Source organism: Streptomyces sp. NBC_01264, assembly GCF_026340675.1.
Classification (GTDB): domain Bacteria; phylum Actinomycetota; class Actinomycetes; order Streptomycetales; family Streptomycetaceae; genus Streptomyces.
Window position 1 is genome coordinate 1,557,140 of sequence record NZ_JAPEOX010000002.1, and the last position, 14,621, is coordinate 1,571,760.

Genomic DNA, 14,621 nt, shown 5'->3' on the forward strand with positions numbered 1-14,621 from the left:
GGGACGCCGGCGGCCTGCACGTCTGCGTGACCGTCACGCACCTGGACGGACTGATCCTGGGCCGGTCCCCGACGACGAACCCCGGGACGCGGGCCTCCCCCACTGGTCGGGCCGGATCCCGCTGCTCCGGACCTGCGGCACACCGGTCCCCGCGCAGGACATCACCCCGGGCGTGCCCCTGCCCGCCTACCTCGAGCAGCTCACCCGGCCCGCGGCCCCCGCCACCGGCTGAGTGCGAACCCGCTCCGCGGACGACGCGGCTCACTGCTGTTCCGCCGGGTCGCCGGACCGTCGGCTTCGTCCGCGCGCGCCTCTGCCGGTTCGCAGTCGTGGCTCGCGTACCGTTCCGAGTCCCGCACCATGCCCGCACGAGAGGACGTCGGCGATGTCGATGAGGGACGGACCGGTCCCGGAAGTGGTCGTCGTCGGAGCGGGGGCCGCGGGGCTGGCATGTGCGACGGACCTCGTCGCCGCGGGGCTGCGGGTCCGCCTGCTCGAGGCTTCCGACGCCGTAGGTGGCCGGATGCGCACCGACCGGATCCATGGATTCACCCTTGATCGGGGATTCCAGGTCCTCAACACCGCCTATCCGCAGGTCAAGCGTCGCCTCGACCTGCGTTCCCTGCGCCTGCGGCCGTTCACTCCCGGGGTCCTGCTGCACACCCCCGAAGGGCGGCTGCGGTTCACCGACCCCACCCGCCGTCTCCAGGACAGCGGTGACCTCCTCCCGGGCCGGCTCGCCTCGGGCCGGGACCTCGCCGCCCTCTCCGTGCTGTCCGCCCGCGACGTGCTCACACCCCCGGCGCGCCTGCGTGCCCGTCCCGACACCACTACGCTCACCGCGCTGTCCGCTGCCGGGCTCTCGCCCCGCTTCGTGGAGACGTTCTTCAGGCCCTTCCTGTCCGGCGTCTTCCTCGAGGACCAGCTCGAGACCTCGGCCAGGTTCTTCCACTTCGTCTGGCGGACGCTCCTGCGTGGCACCGTGTGTTTGCCGGCCGGCGGAATCGGCGCCGTACCGGCCCAGCTGGCCGCACGCCTCCCCGACGGCGTACTGCACACCGACACCCCGGTCACCGCGCTCACCGCAGAAGGCGTGTCGCTGGCCGGCTCCGGCGAGCTGCCCGCACGCGCGGTCGTCGTCGCCACGGGACACGCTGTTGCCGCCCGGCTCCTTCCCGGGCTGCCCGTACCCCGCGGCCGGACGGTCACGACCCTTTATCACGCCGCTGAGCGCTCGCCGTTGACGGAGCCCACCCTGCTCATCGACACCGAGCGCCGCTTCCTGAACACCTGCGTCCTCACCGAGGTTCATGCCGGCTATTCCCAGGACGGTCGGGCTCTGGTGTCGACATCGGTTCTCGGAACGCCCGGACCCGCGGACGAACTGGCCATCCGCGCGGCCCTGTCCGAGGTGTACGCCACGGACACCGAGACGTGGGAACCCGTCCACCGTACGACCGTCCACGACGCCCTCCCGGCGATGCCCGCGCCGCTGCCGCTCTCCCGGACCACCCGCTTCGCCCCGCACCGGTACGTGTGCGGCGACCACCGGGCGACCGGCTCCCTCCAAGGCGCTCTGGCCTCCGGCACACGCGCCGCCCGAGAGGTCCTGGCCGACCTGCGCGGGTAACCAGGCCCGGGGGCACTGCCCATCGCCGGACGGTGCACGAACTCAGGGTGGTGTGTCGCCGGCGGCGCGGTGTGCCCGGGTGACCTGCTCGACGTCGCCGAGCCGGTCCAGGCCCTTCACCGCTCGGGCCATGCGGGGATTGCCCTCCAGCCGTGCGCGATGCCGATCGAGGAAGGACCAGTAGCCGACGGTGTAGGGACAGGCCCGTTCGCCGCTGCGGTCCGTGGGGCGGTACCGGCAGCCCTCGCACAGGTCGCTCATCCGGTGGATGTAGGCGCCGCCCGAGGTGTAGGGCTTGGTGGTCATCAGCCCGCCGTCCGCGTACTGGGACATGCCCACCACATTGGGCAGCATCACCCAGTCGTAGCCGTCCACGAAGCTCCGGTGGAACCAGTCCGTCACCTGCGCCGGATCCCAGCCCCGCTGCAGGGCGTGGCTGCCGAGGACCATCAAGCGGGGGATGTGGTGCGTCCACCCCGTGTCCCGTACCTGCGCCAGCACCGTGGAAAGGCAGCGGGCCCCCACGGCGTCCGCGTCCAGTTCGGCGAACCATGTCGGGACGGGTGTGGTGTGGCGCAGCTCGTTGCGGTTGCGGTAGTCCTCGCCGAGGTGCCAGTAGAGGTTCCACACGTACTCGCGCCAGCCGCAGACCTGCCGGATGAAGCCTTCGGCGCTGTTGAGCGGTACGAGCCCGGCCCGGTAGGCCTGCTCGGCCCGGCTCACGCACTCCCACGGGTCGAGGAGGCCGAGGTTGAGGGAGGAGGACAGCAGGCTGTGGCTCATCACGGGGTCGGCGGCCAGCATGGCGTCCTCGTGCGCGCCGAAGTCGGCGAGCCGGTGGCTGATGAAGTGGTCGAGCGCGGCCAGTGCCTCGCGGCGGCTCGCGGGAAAGAGACGGGGGCCGTCGCGCCCCACGAAGGTGATGCCCTTCTCCCGTTCCCAGCGGTCCAGGTCGTGCCGGACCCCTTCGTCGATCTCGTCCTCACGGGGCCGGTACGCAGGCGGCGCACCGAGCGTGGTGCGGCCGCGGGGCGGTGGCTCGCGGTTGTCGTGGTCCAGGTTCCACCGTCCGCCCGCCGGCCCGTCTCCTTCCATCAGGATGTCGTGGGTGCGCCGGGTGTGCTGGTACAGGTTCTCCTGCAGAAGCCGCCGGCCCTGCTGGCGCGCGGCCCAGTCGGCGAACTCCCGGTGTCCGACCAGGAAGCCGCGGGCCGGGTGCACGGTGACCTGCGGCAGCGACGTCACCAGCGCGAGGGCGGCACGGGACGTGGGGTGGTGGACGGAGACGGGTGCGTCACCGACGGTCCGCAACAGCCCTTCCCGGTAGGTCTCCGCCGTGACGTACTGGGCTCGCTCACCCAGATCTGCCGCCCGGTGGCGCATGGCGCTGAGCACCAGATGGGCCTTGGCCCGGTGGAACCGGCGCCGCCGCAGAACGGCGAGAGACTCGATCAGCAGCCACTGGACGTTCCTCGGCGTCCCGCCCCCGGCGGTCGCGGTGAAGTGCGGGCCGAGCTGATCCCCGAACAGCCAATGCACTGAACTCATGCGAGGTGGCGTCGGGCCGCGGACGGCAGTCGCTCCGCGACCTTGTCGGCGAGCACCTCGAACTCTGACCGCAGGAAGGGTTCGGCGAGTCTCGCGAGGCCCTTGAACCGCAGGGAAGCGGTGTAGGTCAGCCGGGTGACGGCCGCCGACCGCGACTCGAACCGCATGACGTCCCTGGCCTCTACGGTCTTGTTCGCACCGGTGAAGACGAGCTGGTGCGACTCCCCGGACTCCAGGCGGTACACCAGATGCGTGGTGCGCCCGCGAAAGCGGGAGGTGTTGTGCCAGGTGGCACCCGGCCGGAGCGGTCCTTCGTCGATCCGCACACACCGGACCGTGCCCGGGTCCCAGTCCTGGGCATGACCGAAGTCCGCCAGGTAGGCGACGAGCTCGTCGAGCGGAATGCCGACGAGGACGTTGCGTTCCACTGTGATCACTGTTCCTCGCTCCTTCTACCGCCGTCAGGACTGTCGACACGCAGAGCGCTTCACCAGCTCTTCGCTCTCCGGTCCCGCGTCGGATGCGGCCGGCGAGACCCGGCTGGGTCCGGCTGCGGTCCGCGGGCCAACGTGCTGGGCCACCAGCTGCGCGGGCCGATGTCGAGCACCAGTGCCGGAACCAGGAGGGACCGTACGACGAGGGTGTCCAGGAGGACACCGAAGGCGACGATGAAGGCGATCTGTACGAGGAAGGCGAGGGGGATGACCATGAGCGCGGCGAAGGTGGCCGCGAGGACCACACCGGCCGAGGTGATGACACCGCCAGTCGAGGTCAGCCCGCGCAGCACGCCTTGGTGGACGCCGTGGACGAGGGACTCCTCCCTGACGCGGGACATCAGAAAGATGTTGTAGTCGACGCCGAGCGCCACCAGGAAGACGAATCCGTAGAGGGGACGGAGGCGTCGGTGCCGCTGAAGCCCAGCAGATGCCGGAAGACGAGTGCGGACACTCCCAGGGTGGCGAGGAAGTTCAGCGCGACGGTGGCCACGAGCAGCACCGGGATGAGCAGGGACCGCAGGAGCAGGACGAGGATGAGCAGGATGATGCCGAGGACGACGGGGACGATGACCATGCGGTCTCGGGCCGCGGTCCGCTCGGTGTCGTACTGCTGCGCCGTGTAGCCGCCGATCTCGCCCTCGTGCGCCGCTGAGCGCCCACCGGCCGCCCCCTCCGATCCGACGAACGGGTGATCTCGGATCCGCACCCGTAACGGAGCTGCGGACGGATTGTCCTACCGGTATGACGTCTTCGCACACGCTGTCCCGGCAGTCGACCCGAGCCACTGCCCGCCCTTCCCTCCCCGCTCCGAGTGAACGCCGCGGGCTCCGCGAAATGTGGGATCTGACGCCCCAGCAGGTAGCGGTGGCCTTCGGCGTACGGGCGGCCACGGTCCGCTCGTGGGAGGCCGGGCGCAGCGAGCCCAGGGGCCCGCGCCGCGAGGCGTACCGCCGCTTCCTCCAGGGCCTTGCCCAACGCGCCGACATCCGGCCCCGCACCCCGGTTCTGCCGGCCAGTCGCAGCCCGGAGCCCTCTGGTGCTCCTTCGCCCGCTCCCCGGGACGCGGCGGCATCCGCCGCACCTGAAGCCCGGCCCGTGCTGTCGGGCGCGGCGGCACGGCCGGCACCGGCGGGTGCGGTGGAGATCCGTGCGCGAGGGGTGGCCACTGCGCCGCACGCCGGCTGGGCGCCCCGAGTGGGTGCGGTGGCCGTGGCGCTCGGGGGGTGGGTGCTGATGCTGGTGCTCCTGGACACCTGGCTACCGGGCTGGGCCGGCTGACGGGCCGGCCGTGTTCAGACGATCCCGGTCACGGTGACGTGGACCGGGATCGTCCGCGAGGAGGGGTACACGCTCCGGACCGTGGCACGGATCGCCCGGGTCACGTCCAGCGCCCGGTGCCCGCGCAACAGGACGACGTGGACCTCGACGGCCGGTCCGCCTTCCTTGCCGGAAGGGGTGATGCGGATGCCCGCGGCGCGGCGGGGCGCGGCGAGCGGAGGGCGGCGCCCCGCTCCGGAGACCGCCGCAGCCCGCAGGAGGTCGCCCAGGGCGGGCTTGAGGAAGGCGACACCCCGCACGCCCAGGACTGCCTCGCCGATCTCCGTGTGGGTTCGGTCGCCGTGCCGGGCCGCGGTCATCGGGGCTCCTTGTCGCCGCTGTTGTCGCCGCTTTCGTGGTGGAGGTCGGTGACGGTGACGTCGACGGACGCCACGGGCATTCCGAGCTCGTGTGCGGAGGCGGCCGCGATCTCCAGCCGGACTTCTTCCGCCGCCGCTCGCAGGTCGCGGGTCATGCCGACCGTGACCTCGATGCGGATCCGCGCCGGCGTCCGGGTCCCGGGGCGGGTGGAGGGTTCCGGGCTGATGCGGCAGCTGCCCGCGCGGACTCCGGGGACCCGCTCGGCTGCCGTCCGGAAGGCACGGGCGGCGACGGCTTCGTGGATCCAGGCGTCCTCGTCGGCCTCACCCAGGGCGAGCGTGTGGCCGGGGCGCAGTTCCAGGCGTACGACGTCCATGATGCTCGCGGTGAGCCGGGCCGCGCCGGCTTCCCAGTCCGCACCGGTGTCCTGCCGGTCGCGCGCGACCGCTTCGCGGAGGCGTGCGAAGTCCTCCAGCGCGGCGCCGCAGTGACCGCAGTCCGCGGTGTGCGGGTCGGCGGGCCGCGGGGCCGTCCCCTGCCGGATCTGGTCCTGCTGGTCCCACAGGGCCGCGAGGTCCCGGCCGCAGGGCAGGAACCCGTCGCCGGCCGCCCCCGGTCCCTGCTGTGGCACGTGGGGTTCGTTCACCGCCATGCGACCATCGCCTCCGTCAGACAGCGCCGTGCTCGGAACACCCTGGCCCGTACGGCTTCCTGACTGATGCCGACCACCTCCGCGATCGTCTCGTACGGCATTGTCTCGATCTCCCGCAGGACCCAGCAGGCGCGCTGTTCCGGGGACAGGACGGCCATCGCGTCGCCCAGTGCGCGCACGGCGGCCTGGGACTCCGCGGCGCGCTCGGGCGAGCTCTGGTGTTCGGGTGCGGCCTGCTCGGGGAGTTCGTCGATGTCGGTGGCGGGCCTCCTGGCGCGCAGTGCGTTCAGGCAGCGGTTGGTGACGATCCTGTGCAGCCAGGTCCCGAACCCGGCCTCTCCGCGGAACTCCGGGAGTTTGCGCCACGCGCTCACGAAGGCCTCCTGGACGGCGTCCTCGGCTTCGGCCCTGTTGCCCAGGATCTGGGTCGCCAGCCGGAGCATGCCGGGGCCGTGTCCGCGGACCAGGGTCTCGAAGGCCTCCTCGTCCCCTTCTCCCGCCCGGACGGCAAGGATTCGGTCATCGGGTCCTCCCGCCGCCGTCGGACTCTGTGGTCCTTGGTCCCGCTCAGCCGCCACGCACCGGCTCCTCTCGCGTTCACCTCGTTGGACACCGCGGGCCCCCCTTCCGTGACGGGAAGACCGCGGAGCAATCCGTCTGGCCGCATGATTCGGAACCGGTGCGTCACAGGACTGCCGCGGCCCGTGTCGAACGTAGGCACCGCACTTTCCACGCCGCCGTCTTCGGAGGAGCACGACGATGAGCACCCAGGAACTGACCCCGGCCACCGCCCCGGCCGCCCGTAGGAGCACGCCCACCACGATGCTCAGCGCGGGGCAGAGCGGGGTGTCGGAGCCGGCTTCCACGCGCGGCAAGACGTCCATCGCCGATGTCGTCGTGGTCAAGATCGCGGGCATCGCCGCCCGTGAGATCCCCGGCGTCCACGACATGGGCGGTGGCCTGTCCCGCACCCTGGGCGCCGTACGCGACCGCGTGCCCGTCGGCCGCCCCAACATCGGGCGCGGGATCAAGGTCGAGGTCGGCGAACGCCAGACGGCCATCGACGTCGAACTCGTCGTCGAGTACGGAGTCCCGATCGCCGACATCGCCCGCGACGTGCGCGAGAACGTGATCGCGGCGGTGGAGCGCATCACCGGCCTGGAGGTCGTCGAGGTCAACGTCGCCGTCAACGACGTCCACCTTCCCCAGGACGACGAGCCCGCGAGCCAGGCCGACGCACGCGTGGAGTGAGCTTGTCCGGCCTCCTGGATTCGGTATCTCGTGAAGGGTCAGACGATGAGCAGAGACGTGCTGGGACTCGTGGTGGGCATGGCGCTGGGGTTCGCCGGCTGGTTCGGTGGTTTCGGTGCCTTCCTCCTGGTCGCCGCCCTCGGGACGGCCGGGTTCGTGGCGGGCCGGTTCCTGGAGCACGGCGGCGACCTGCGCGAGCTGCTGGCCTCCCGGGACCGGGGCGGGCTGTGAGGGAGCGGGGCACGACCACGATCGCCGACCGGGTGGTGCGCAAGATCGCGGAGCAGGCCGCACGGGAAACGGTCACCGTCTTCGGCGGCCGGGTGGCGAGAGGGACCGCGTCGGTGCGCGGACGGTCGGCGCAGGCCCGCGTGGACCTCGTGCTCGGTTACGGCGGACCGGCGGGCGATGCGGCCCGGACCGTTCAGGACCACGTCGCCGAGCGCACCACCCGCCTGACGGGGCTGCAGGTACCGCCCCCGCGCATCCGTGTCCGCAAGCTCACGACGGCCGGCCGTGGCACGATGCCCGCCGCCGAGGACACGCCCGCCGTACCCGGTCCTGGAGGTACGCGTCGACGCACATGGTCCGAGAGGCGCCTGCCGGTCGCCGCTCTGGCAGCCCTGGCCCTGGGCGGATCCGCCGGACTGCTGCGGGATCTGGCCGCCGCGCACCTCCAGGGGCGAAGGCCCGCGCAGTGGCGGGCCCGGGCGGCCGAATGGCTCACCCACCACGGTCCCGCGACCACCCCGTCCTGGGCCGCGGTGGCACTGGCGCTGGCGGGCGTGTGGATGGTCGCCCTGGCTCTCACCCCGGGACACCGCGGCGACCTGGCGATGGCCGGCTCCGACGAGGAAGTACGGGCCGTCATCAGCCGGCGCTCGGTCCTGCGCCTCCTACGGGCCGCGCTCGCCCAGGCCCCCGCGATCACCGGGATCCGCCTGCGCCTGAGCCGCCGACGGCTGACCGTAAGGGCCCGCTTCACCCACGGGGACGAGGCTTCGGCCCGGGATGCCGTGGCCGAAGCCGTTGCCGCCGTCGTGCGGGAGACCGGTCTGGCCGCACCCCCACGCACCAGCGTCCGCCTGCGCCGGGCCTCCTCACTACGGATGGCTCCCGCACCGAGCAAGGAAGGAGAGCCGGGTGGATCACACGCGTAACGTCGTCAACCGGATCGTCCTGCTGGCCGGCGGGTGCGTCCTGCTCGGCGCCGCGACGGCCGTTGTCACCGCAGGGGCCTACGCCGGCACGCTGCCGCGTGGGTGGAAAGGCCTCGCCGCCGGTGTGCACCGGGTCACCCCGTGGACGGGTGCCGGCTGGAGCGGGCGACCCACCTGGACGGCGGCCGCCGCTGTCGTGCTCCTGGTTGCCCTCACCGCCATGGGCATGCTCTTCCTGCAGTTGTGCCGCCGCATCCTCAGGCAGCTTCCGCTGAACTCCCCGAACTGCACGCTGGATGGACGGGCCGTCACCAGCGCGATGACCGCCCGCCTCCGCGCCCTGCCCGGAGTCATCTCGGCTCGCACGAGCCTGTACGGCTCACCGGGCAAGGCGGGCCTTCGCACCCGGCTCGTCGTCGACGACACCGCCTCCCCCGGGCAGCTGCTGGCCGCCCTGAACGCGGCGGTGCTGCCCGAGGCCCGAAGCGTCCTCGCCCCGCGCAGGCTTGCGGCGCACGTACGCGTCACCGTCCGGGGAGCGCGCCGGTTCCCCTAGGACGCAGGGGGCCGGATCACGTCCACGCACGACAACGGAGCCGGCCAAAGCGACGTTCTGTCACTTTGACCGGCTCCGTTTGGTCGTTCGACCTTGGTGTCCGAGGGGGGACTTGAACCCCCACGCCCGATAAAGGGCACTAGCACCTCAAGCTAGCGCGTCTGCCATTCCGCCACCCGGACCAGGTGGTCGGCCCCGGTTTCCCGCGGCGACATGGACAACAATAGCAAAGGTTCGACGGGGTTCCGACCAGGTATTTCGTCCGGGCCGAGTCCGACGCGCCGCGCTGACCTGCACGCATGCCCGGGGCCCGGCGCGCGGGGCGGACGGGACGCGGTGGCGCTCCGCTCCGGCGGGCGCGCACCGTCCGGCAGCCGGCTCGGGACGATCCCCCCTCTCGGGTCGCACCGTGGGGCGCCGGGGGGGCTCCCGGATGCTGATACCCGGTGGACAGCGGCGTGCCCAGGCGGTCGGATGGGCGCCGCACATCCGAGTTCAGGGGGGAATCACCTATGGAATCCGAGCATCGCGTCAGCACGCTGGAGCTCTTCTTCGACCTCGTCTTCGTCTTCACCATCACCCAGCTGACGGTGCTGCTCGCGGACGATCTCACCCTGCGCGGTGCCGGGCGGGTGCTGCTGATCTTCACGGTGTTGTTCTGGATGTACGGCGGCTACGCGTACCTGACCAATCAGGTACCGCCCGACCGGCCCGTGCGCCGCCTGCTGATCCTGCTCGCCATGGGGGCGTTCCTGGTGTGCGCCCTGGCCGTGCCGACGGCCTTCGGGGACGGCGGGGTCGCCTTCGGGCTCGGGTACCTGGTCGTCGTGATCACGCACAGCGCCCTGTACAGCCAGGCCCACGGGCGCGGGGTGCTGTGGTTCGCGATGCCGAACGCGCTGTCCGCGCTCTCGGTGACGGCCGCCGGGCTGCTCGATGGGGCCGCGGCCCTGGGCCTGTGGGGCCTGGCCCTCCTGTTCCAGTTCGTCACGCCCGCCATCTCGCGGCGGGCGACGGCCTCCGGGCCCGAATCCGCCGAGGGCAAGACCATCGAGGAGCAGCTCGGGGGGATCGGCGCCGCGCACTTCGTGGAACGGCACGGGCTGCTGCTGATCATCGTGTTCGGCGAGTCGATCATCGCGGTCGGCATCGGCGTGGGCTCGCTGCCGCTGACCTTCGGGATCGTCGTCGGCGCGTTCCTGACGCTGGCCGTCGGGGCCGCCCTGTGGTGGATGTACTTCGTGCGCGACGAGGGCCGCGCCGAGCACGTCTTCGCGAGCACGACCCCGGACAGGCGTTTCAAGCTGGCGCTGCGTGCGTACTACTACTGCTTCATCCCGATGCTGCTGGGGATCGCCGCCTTCTCTGCGGGCGTGAAGAAGAGCATCGGGCACCTGGGCGAGCAGCTTCCGGCCGGGCCCGCCCTCGCGCTCGCGGGCGGGGTGGCCTGCTATCTGGCCGGGGACGTCGCCTTCCGCGTGGTGCTGGGGATCCGGCCGGTACGGTTCCGCGCGCTCGCGGTGGTGCCCGTACTGGCGACCGCCGCGGCGGGCATGCGGATCGGCGCGGCCTGGCAGCTGACCGCGCTGGTCCTGGTGCTCGTGGCCGCGCTGGCGGCCGAGGCCCGCGCCGCCGGGGCGGTCGTGACCCCGGTCGTGACCCCGGCCGTGACCGGGACCACGGCCGGTCCGGAGCCCGCGACGGGTGCCGCCGCGTGCTCCGGACCGGGTGTCACGGGCAGCTGATGACCTGGCCGGCGTAGGAGAGGTTGCCGCCGAAGCCGAAGAGGAGGACGGGCGCCCCGGAGGGGATCTCGCCGCGCTCGACCAGCTTGGACAGGGCCATCGGGATGGAGGCGGCCGAGGTGTTGCCGGAGTCGACGACATCGCGGGCGACGACGGCGTTGACGGCGCCGATCTTCGCGGCGAGCGGCTCGATGATCCGCAGGTTCGCCTGGTGGAGGACGACCGCGGCCAGGTCCTCCGGGGTGATCCCGGCCTTCTCGCAGACCTTGCGGGCGAGCGGGGGGAGCTGGCTGGTGGTCCAGCGGTAGACGGACTGGCCCTCCTGGGCGAAGACCGGCGGTGAGCCCTCGATGCGGACCGCGTTGCCCATCGAGGGCACCGAGCCCCACAGGACCGGGCCGATGCCGGGCTCCTCGCAGGCCTCGACGACGGCCGCCCCGGCGCCGTCGCCGGTCAGGACGCAGGTGGTGCGGTCGGTCCAGTCGGTGATCTCGGTCATCTTGTCCGCCCCGATGACCAGGGCGCGGGTGGCGGCGCCGGCCCGGATCGCGTGGTCGGCGGTGGCCAGGGCGTGGGTGAAGCCCGAGCAGACGACGTTGATGTCCATCACGGCGGGGCTGGAGCCCATCCCGAGCTTGGCCGCGACGCGGGCGGCCATGTTGGGGGAACGGTCGATCGCGGTGGAGGTGGCGACGAGGACGAGGTCGATGTCGTCCGGGGTCAGACCGGCGCTCGCGAGCGCCTTGCCCGCGGCCTGGTAGGCCAGCTCGTCGACCGGCTCGTCGGGGCCGGCCATGTGCCGGGTCTTGATCCCGACGCGGGAGCGGATCCACTCGTCATTGGTGTCCACCATGGCGGCGAGGTCCTCATTGGTGAGCACCTTCGAGGGCTGGTAGTGCCCAAGCGCCACCACGCGTGAACCGGTCATGGGCGGGGTCCCCCCTTGTAAGGCAGTCAGGATGTACCAGCTTTGCCTGCTACTCATGGGTACACGGGCGCGTGACCCGACAGGATTCAGTGCCCGGAATTTGGAGCTTCCCGAGGGTCCTCAAGCCCGGGAAGGTGCCCGGGGCCGATCCGGGAGAATGGGTGCTCCAGGCGTACGACGAGAACAGAACAGGTGGACTGATCACATGGGACGGGTCACCGAACGCCGTCGCGTCCTCCGGATCCGGGGCGGCGTCGCAGGGGCCCGGGCGGACACCCTGGTGGCCGAAGAGCCGCTGGAGATACGGCTGAACGGCAAGCCCCTGGCCATCACGATGCGCACCCCGGGCGACGATTTCGCACTGGCCGTGGGCTTCCTCGCCAGCGAGGGCGTGCTCGCCTCGGCCTCCGACGTCCGGGCCGTGACCTACTGCGAGGGCGCCGCCGAGGACGGAACGAACACCTACAACGTGGTGAACGTCCAGCTCGCCGCCGGAGTTCCGGTGCCCGACATCACGCTGGAGCGGAACGTCTACACCACCTCCTCCTGCGGCCTGTGCGGGAAGGCCAGTCTGGACGCGGTGCGCACCGCGACCCGGTTCCCGGGGCTCGCGGACGATCCCGTACGGGTGGGCGCGCGGCTCCTCGGGGAGCTGCCGGACCGGCTGCGCGCGGAGCAGAAGGTCTTCGAGCGCACGGGCGCCCTGCACGGCGCCGGGCTGTTCTCGGCAGGGGGCGAGCTGATCGACGTACGGGAGGACGTGGGCCGGCACAACGCGGTGGACAAGATCGTCGGGCGGGCGCTGCAGGCCGGACGGCTACCGCTGGCGGGGTCGGTGCTGCTGGTGTCGGGGCGGGCCTCCTTCGAGCTGGCGCAGAAGGCCGTGATGGCGGGGATCCCGGTGCTGGCGGCCGTGTCGGCGCCGTCCTCGCTGGCGGTGGACCTGGCCCTGGAGTCGGGGCTGACGCTGGTCGGGTTCCTGCGGGGCGGGGACATGAACGTCTACGCGGGCGAGGAGCGGATCGACCTGACGGCGTGAGCCTCGGGGCGGCTCTCCCCCGGGCCCGGGCGGGGGCTGGGGCCGTCGTGCGGCCCCCGCCCCCGCCCGGGACGAGCTACTTGTCGGCCAGGTGTCCCGCACCGGTGTGCTCGGTGCCCACCGGGGCCTGGACGGTCTGGCTGTACGGGTTGTCCTTGGACGCGGGCTCGATCTTCTTCGCGGCCACGTGCGGGGTGCCCGCCGGGGCCTCGACCGTGCGGCTGTGAGCGGAACCGTCCTTGGCACTGCCGTTGCCGCTGCCGTTGTCCGCGGCGTTGGCGGCTCCGCCGAGGGCGAGCGTGGCGAGCAGGGCGGCGGCGGAGACGGCGGCGATGCGCTTGTTGAGCTTCATGAGGGGCTCCCTGGTGGTTCGGGGCTTCTTGCTGACACCCAGAACCTAGAAGAACCGGACATTTCCTCGCTCTAACGCTTTCCGCCCCCGAACGCCCTCCGTCCTTACTCCGCCCCGATCACCGGTTGCGGCGGCCGCGGCGGGAAGCGGGCTCGGCCGGCTTCGGCTCCGGAGGGTCGATGCGGTGGAGGTCCAGGGTCGCCGGGAGCGCGGTGGCGCCGGGCCCGCCCGCTTCGGCCCACGCGATGATCTCGTCGGTGGCGGTGTCGTCCAGGGCCCAGCCGAACCAGACCGCGCGGGCGCCCCGGCGGCGGGCCTCCGTGGTGGGCTGGACCACGATGACGTTGGCCTGCGCGCACGGGCCGAGGCAGTCGGACGTACGGACCGCCAGGCGCCCGTCGGAGGCGGCCGCGGCCTCGCGCAGCCGGGCCAGCTGCCCCGCGTGGTCGGAGCCGGGGTTCTTGCGGGGGTCGCCGCAGCAGCAGCCCCGGCAGACCACCAGGGTGCAGGGGCGCGGGGCATGGGCGGAGAGCGGGCGTATCCAGGTCACCGCCGCACGTTACCGGGCCTGCGGGACCGGGTGTTGAGGGGTGTGCGAGACCTCCGCCACATGCCCTGCGGCGCGTTCGGACCGCTCCGTGTCCCCTGTGGCCCGCGGGTCCCGTGCGCGGCGGCGGGCCAGTACCGCACAGACCATCAGCTGCATCTGGTGGAAGAGCATCAGCGGCAGCACGGCGAGGCTCGCCTGGGCTCCGAACAGCACGCTGGCCATGGGGAGTCCGGCGGCGAGGCTCTTCTTCGACCCCGCGAACTGGATGGCGATCCGGTCCTCCCGGGTGAAGCCGAGGCGCTTGGCCCCGTACCAGGTGGCCGCCAGCATCACGGCGAGGATGACCGCTTCCACGGCCATCAGCCCGCCGAGGCGCGGGAGGCTGACCTGGTGCCAGATCCCCGCAACCATGCCGGCGCTGAAGGCGGTGTAGACGACGAGCAGGATCGAGCCGCGGTCCACGTAGCCCAGGACCTTCTTGTTGCGGACGAGGAAGCCGCCGACCCAGGGGCGCAGGGCCTGGCCGAGGAGGAACGGCAGGAGCAGCTGCAGGACGATCTTGACCAGCGAGTCGAGGGAGAAGCCGCCCGCGCTGTTGCCGAGCAGGCCGGCGGCGAGGACGGGGGTCAGGAAGATGCCGATGAGGCTGGAGAAGGAGCCCGCGCAGATCGCGGCCGGGACGTTGCCGCGGGCGATCGAGGTGAAGGCGATGGAGGACTGGATGGTGGAGGGGACCAAGCAGAGGAAGAGCAGGCCGCTGTAGAGGGGCGGCGTGAGGACGGTGGGGACCAGGGCGTGCGCGGCGAGGCCCAGGAGGGGGAAGAGGAGGAAGGTGGAGGCGAGCACGGTGAGGTGGAGCCGCCAGTGGCGCATGCCGTCGAGGGCTTCGCGGGTGGAGAGCCGGGCGCCGTAGAGGAAGAAGAGCAGGGCCACCGCCGCGGTGGAGGCGGCCTCGGCCAGGGAGGCGGCCGCGCCGCGGGCGGGCAGCAGGGCGGCGAGGCCGACGGTGGCGAGCAGACCCATGATGAACGGGTCCACGGGGAGCCGGGCGGGGAGGTGCGGGCGGCGCATGGGG

At 72.4% G+C, this 14,621-nt stretch carries 17 protein-coding genes, 1 tRNA gene and 1 pseudogene; 8 read left to right on the top strand and 11 right to left on the bottom strand.

The window, feature by feature from the left end; genetic code table 11:
- Positions 1–385: 385 nt before the first annotated feature.
- Positions 386–1,630 carry an NAD(P)/FAD-dependent oxidoreductase gene (locus OG435_RS40045; RefSeq protein WP_266884875.1) on the top strand — a complete coding sequence of 415 codons (1,245 nt, stop codon included), beginning with the start codon at positions 386–388 and terminating at the stop codon, positions 1,628–1,630.
- Positions 1,631–1,672: 42 nt separating this feature from the next.
- Here the strand turns inward: OG435_RS40045 and OG435_RS40050 are convergent, their stop codons facing one another.
- The 3 genes and pseudogenes from OG435_RS40050 to OG435_RS40060 form a co-directional block, all read right to left on the bottom strand.
- Entirely contained in the window at positions 1,673–3,178 is a 1,506-nt protein-coding gene (locus tag OG435_RS40050) for a cryptochrome/photolyase family protein (RefSeq protein WP_266884877.1), read from the bottom strand.
- A complete protein-coding gene (locus OG435_RS40055; RefSeq protein WP_266884879.1) occupies positions 3,175–3,615 on the bottom strand; it encodes an SRPBCC family protein in 441 nt (146 codons plus the stop codon). Before OG435_RS40055 ends, OG435_RS40050 begins: the two co-directional genes overlap by 4 nt.
- A gap of 50 nt (positions 3,616–3,665) precedes the next feature.
- Positions 3,666–4,306: pseudogene (locus OG435_RS40060) on the bottom strand (MMPL family transporter); the annotation flags it as partial.
- Positions 4,307–4,509: 203 nt separating this feature from the next.
- Here OG435_RS40060 and OG435_RS40065 point away from each other — a divergent pair.
- A complete protein-coding gene (locus tag OG435_RS40065) occupies positions 4,510–4,953 on the top strand; it encodes a helix-turn-helix domain-containing protein (protein WP_266884881.1) in 444 nt (147 codons plus the stop codon).
- 14 nt (positions 4,954–4,967) lie between these two features.
- On the opposite strand, the gene OG435_RS40070 is transcribed toward OG435_RS40065, so the two are convergent.
- The 3 genes from OG435_RS40070 to OG435_RS40080 are packed head-to-tail and all read right to left on the bottom strand — an operon-like array spanning position 4,968 to position 6,543.
- On the bottom strand, positions 4,968–5,312 hold the full coding sequence (locus OG435_RS40070; protein ID WP_266884883.1) for an Asp23/Gls24 family envelope stress response protein: 345 nt from the start codon (positions 5,310–5,312) through the stop codon (positions 4,968–4,970).
- The gene (locus OG435_RS40075) at positions 5,309–5,965 is read right to left on the bottom strand and encodes an Asp23/Gls24 family envelope stress response protein (protein WP_266884885.1); all 657 of its coding nucleotides are present in this window, start codon (positions 5,963–5,965) and stop codon (positions 5,309–5,311) included. The genes OG435_RS40070 and OG435_RS40075 overlap by 4 nt, the downstream gene beginning before the upstream one ends.
- Positions 5,956–6,543 carry an RNA polymerase sigma factor gene (locus OG435_RS40080; RefSeq protein WP_266884887.1) on the bottom strand — a complete coding sequence of 196 codons (588 nt, stop codon included), beginning with the start codon at positions 6,541–6,543 and terminating at the stop codon, positions 5,956–5,958. Before OG435_RS40080 ends, OG435_RS40075 begins: the two co-directional genes overlap by 10 nt.
- Before the next feature lie 181 nt (positions 6,544–6,724).
- On the opposite strand from OG435_RS40080, the gene OG435_RS40085 reads away from it, so the two are divergent.
- Genes OG435_RS40085 through OG435_RS40100 form a run of 4 tightly spaced genes read left to right on the top strand, consistent with a single transcriptional unit; the run spans position 6,725 to position 8,932 of the window.
- Positions 6,725–7,216, top strand: coding sequence for an Asp23/Gls24 family envelope stress response protein (locus OG435_RS40085; protein WP_266884889.1), 492 nt, complete (start codon positions 6,725–6,727; stop codon positions 7,214–7,216).
- 45 nt (positions 7,217–7,261) lie between these two features.
- Positions 7,262–7,447, top strand: a complete 186-nt coding sequence (locus tag OG435_RS40090; RefSeq protein WP_266884891.1) for a hypothetical protein — start codon at positions 7,262–7,264, stop codon at positions 7,445–7,447.
- The gene (locus OG435_RS40095) at positions 7,444–8,376 is read left to right on the top strand and encodes a DUF6286 domain-containing Asp23/Gls24 family envelope stress response protein (protein ID WP_266884893.1); all 933 of its coding nucleotides are present in this window, start codon (positions 7,444–7,446) and stop codon (positions 8,374–8,376) included. Before OG435_RS40090 ends, OG435_RS40095 begins: the two co-directional genes overlap by 4 nt.
- Positions 8,360–8,932: a hypothetical protein gene (locus OG435_RS40100; RefSeq protein ID WP_266884895.1), complete on the top strand. Its 573-nt coding sequence runs from the start codon at positions 8,360–8,362 to the stop codon at positions 8,930–8,932. Before OG435_RS40095 ends, OG435_RS40100 begins: the two co-directional genes overlap by 17 nt.
- A gap of 94 nt (positions 8,933–9,026) precedes the next feature.
- Here OG435_RS40100 and OG435_RS40105 read toward each other — a convergent pair.
- A tRNA-Leu gene (locus OG435_RS40105) sits at positions 9,027–9,114 on the bottom strand.
- 330 nt (positions 9,115–9,444) lie between these two features.
- On the opposite strand from OG435_RS40105, the gene OG435_RS40110 reads away from it, so the two are divergent.
- Positions 9,445–10,677: a low temperature requirement protein A gene (locus OG435_RS40110; RefSeq protein WP_266884897.1), complete on the top strand. Its 1,233-nt coding sequence runs from the start codon at positions 9,445–9,447 to the stop codon at positions 10,675–10,677.
- Here OG435_RS40110 and OG435_RS40115 read toward each other — a convergent pair.
- Positions 10,664–11,605, bottom strand: coding sequence for a beta-ketoacyl-ACP synthase III (locus tag OG435_RS40115; protein WP_266884898.1), 942 nt, complete (start codon positions 11,603–11,605; stop codon positions 10,664–10,666). The genes OG435_RS40110 and OG435_RS40115 overlap by 14 nt on opposite strands.
- A 205-nt stretch (positions 11,606–11,810) precedes the next feature.
- Between OG435_RS40115 and fdhD the strand changes: the two genes are divergently transcribed.
- The gene (fdhD, locus tag OG435_RS40120) at positions 11,811–12,644 is read left to right on the top strand and encodes a formate dehydrogenase accessory sulfurtransferase FdhD (RefSeq protein WP_266884899.1); all 834 of its coding nucleotides are present in this window, start codon (positions 11,811–11,813) and stop codon (positions 12,642–12,644) included.
- A 76-nt stretch (positions 12,645–12,720) separates the two neighbouring features.
- On the opposite strand, the gene OG435_RS40125 is transcribed toward fdhD, so the two are convergent.
- The 3 genes from OG435_RS40125 to OG435_RS40135 form a co-directional block, all read right to left on the bottom strand.
- Positions 12,721–12,996, bottom strand: a complete 276-nt coding sequence (locus OG435_RS40125; protein WP_266884901.1) for a hypothetical protein — start codon at positions 12,994–12,996, stop codon at positions 12,721–12,723.
- Between the two features lie 118 nt (positions 12,997–13,114).
- A complete protein-coding gene (locus OG435_RS40130; protein ID WP_266884903.1) occupies positions 13,115–13,546 on the bottom strand; it encodes a (2Fe-2S) ferredoxin domain-containing protein in 432 nt (143 codons plus the stop codon).
- A gap of 9 nt (positions 13,547–13,555) precedes the next feature.
- Positions 13,556–14,617, bottom strand: coding sequence for a bile acid:sodium symporter family protein (locus tag OG435_RS40135; protein WP_266886512.1), 1,062 nt, complete (start codon positions 14,615–14,617; stop codon positions 13,556–13,558).
- Positions 14,618–14,621: the final 4 nt, after the last annotated feature.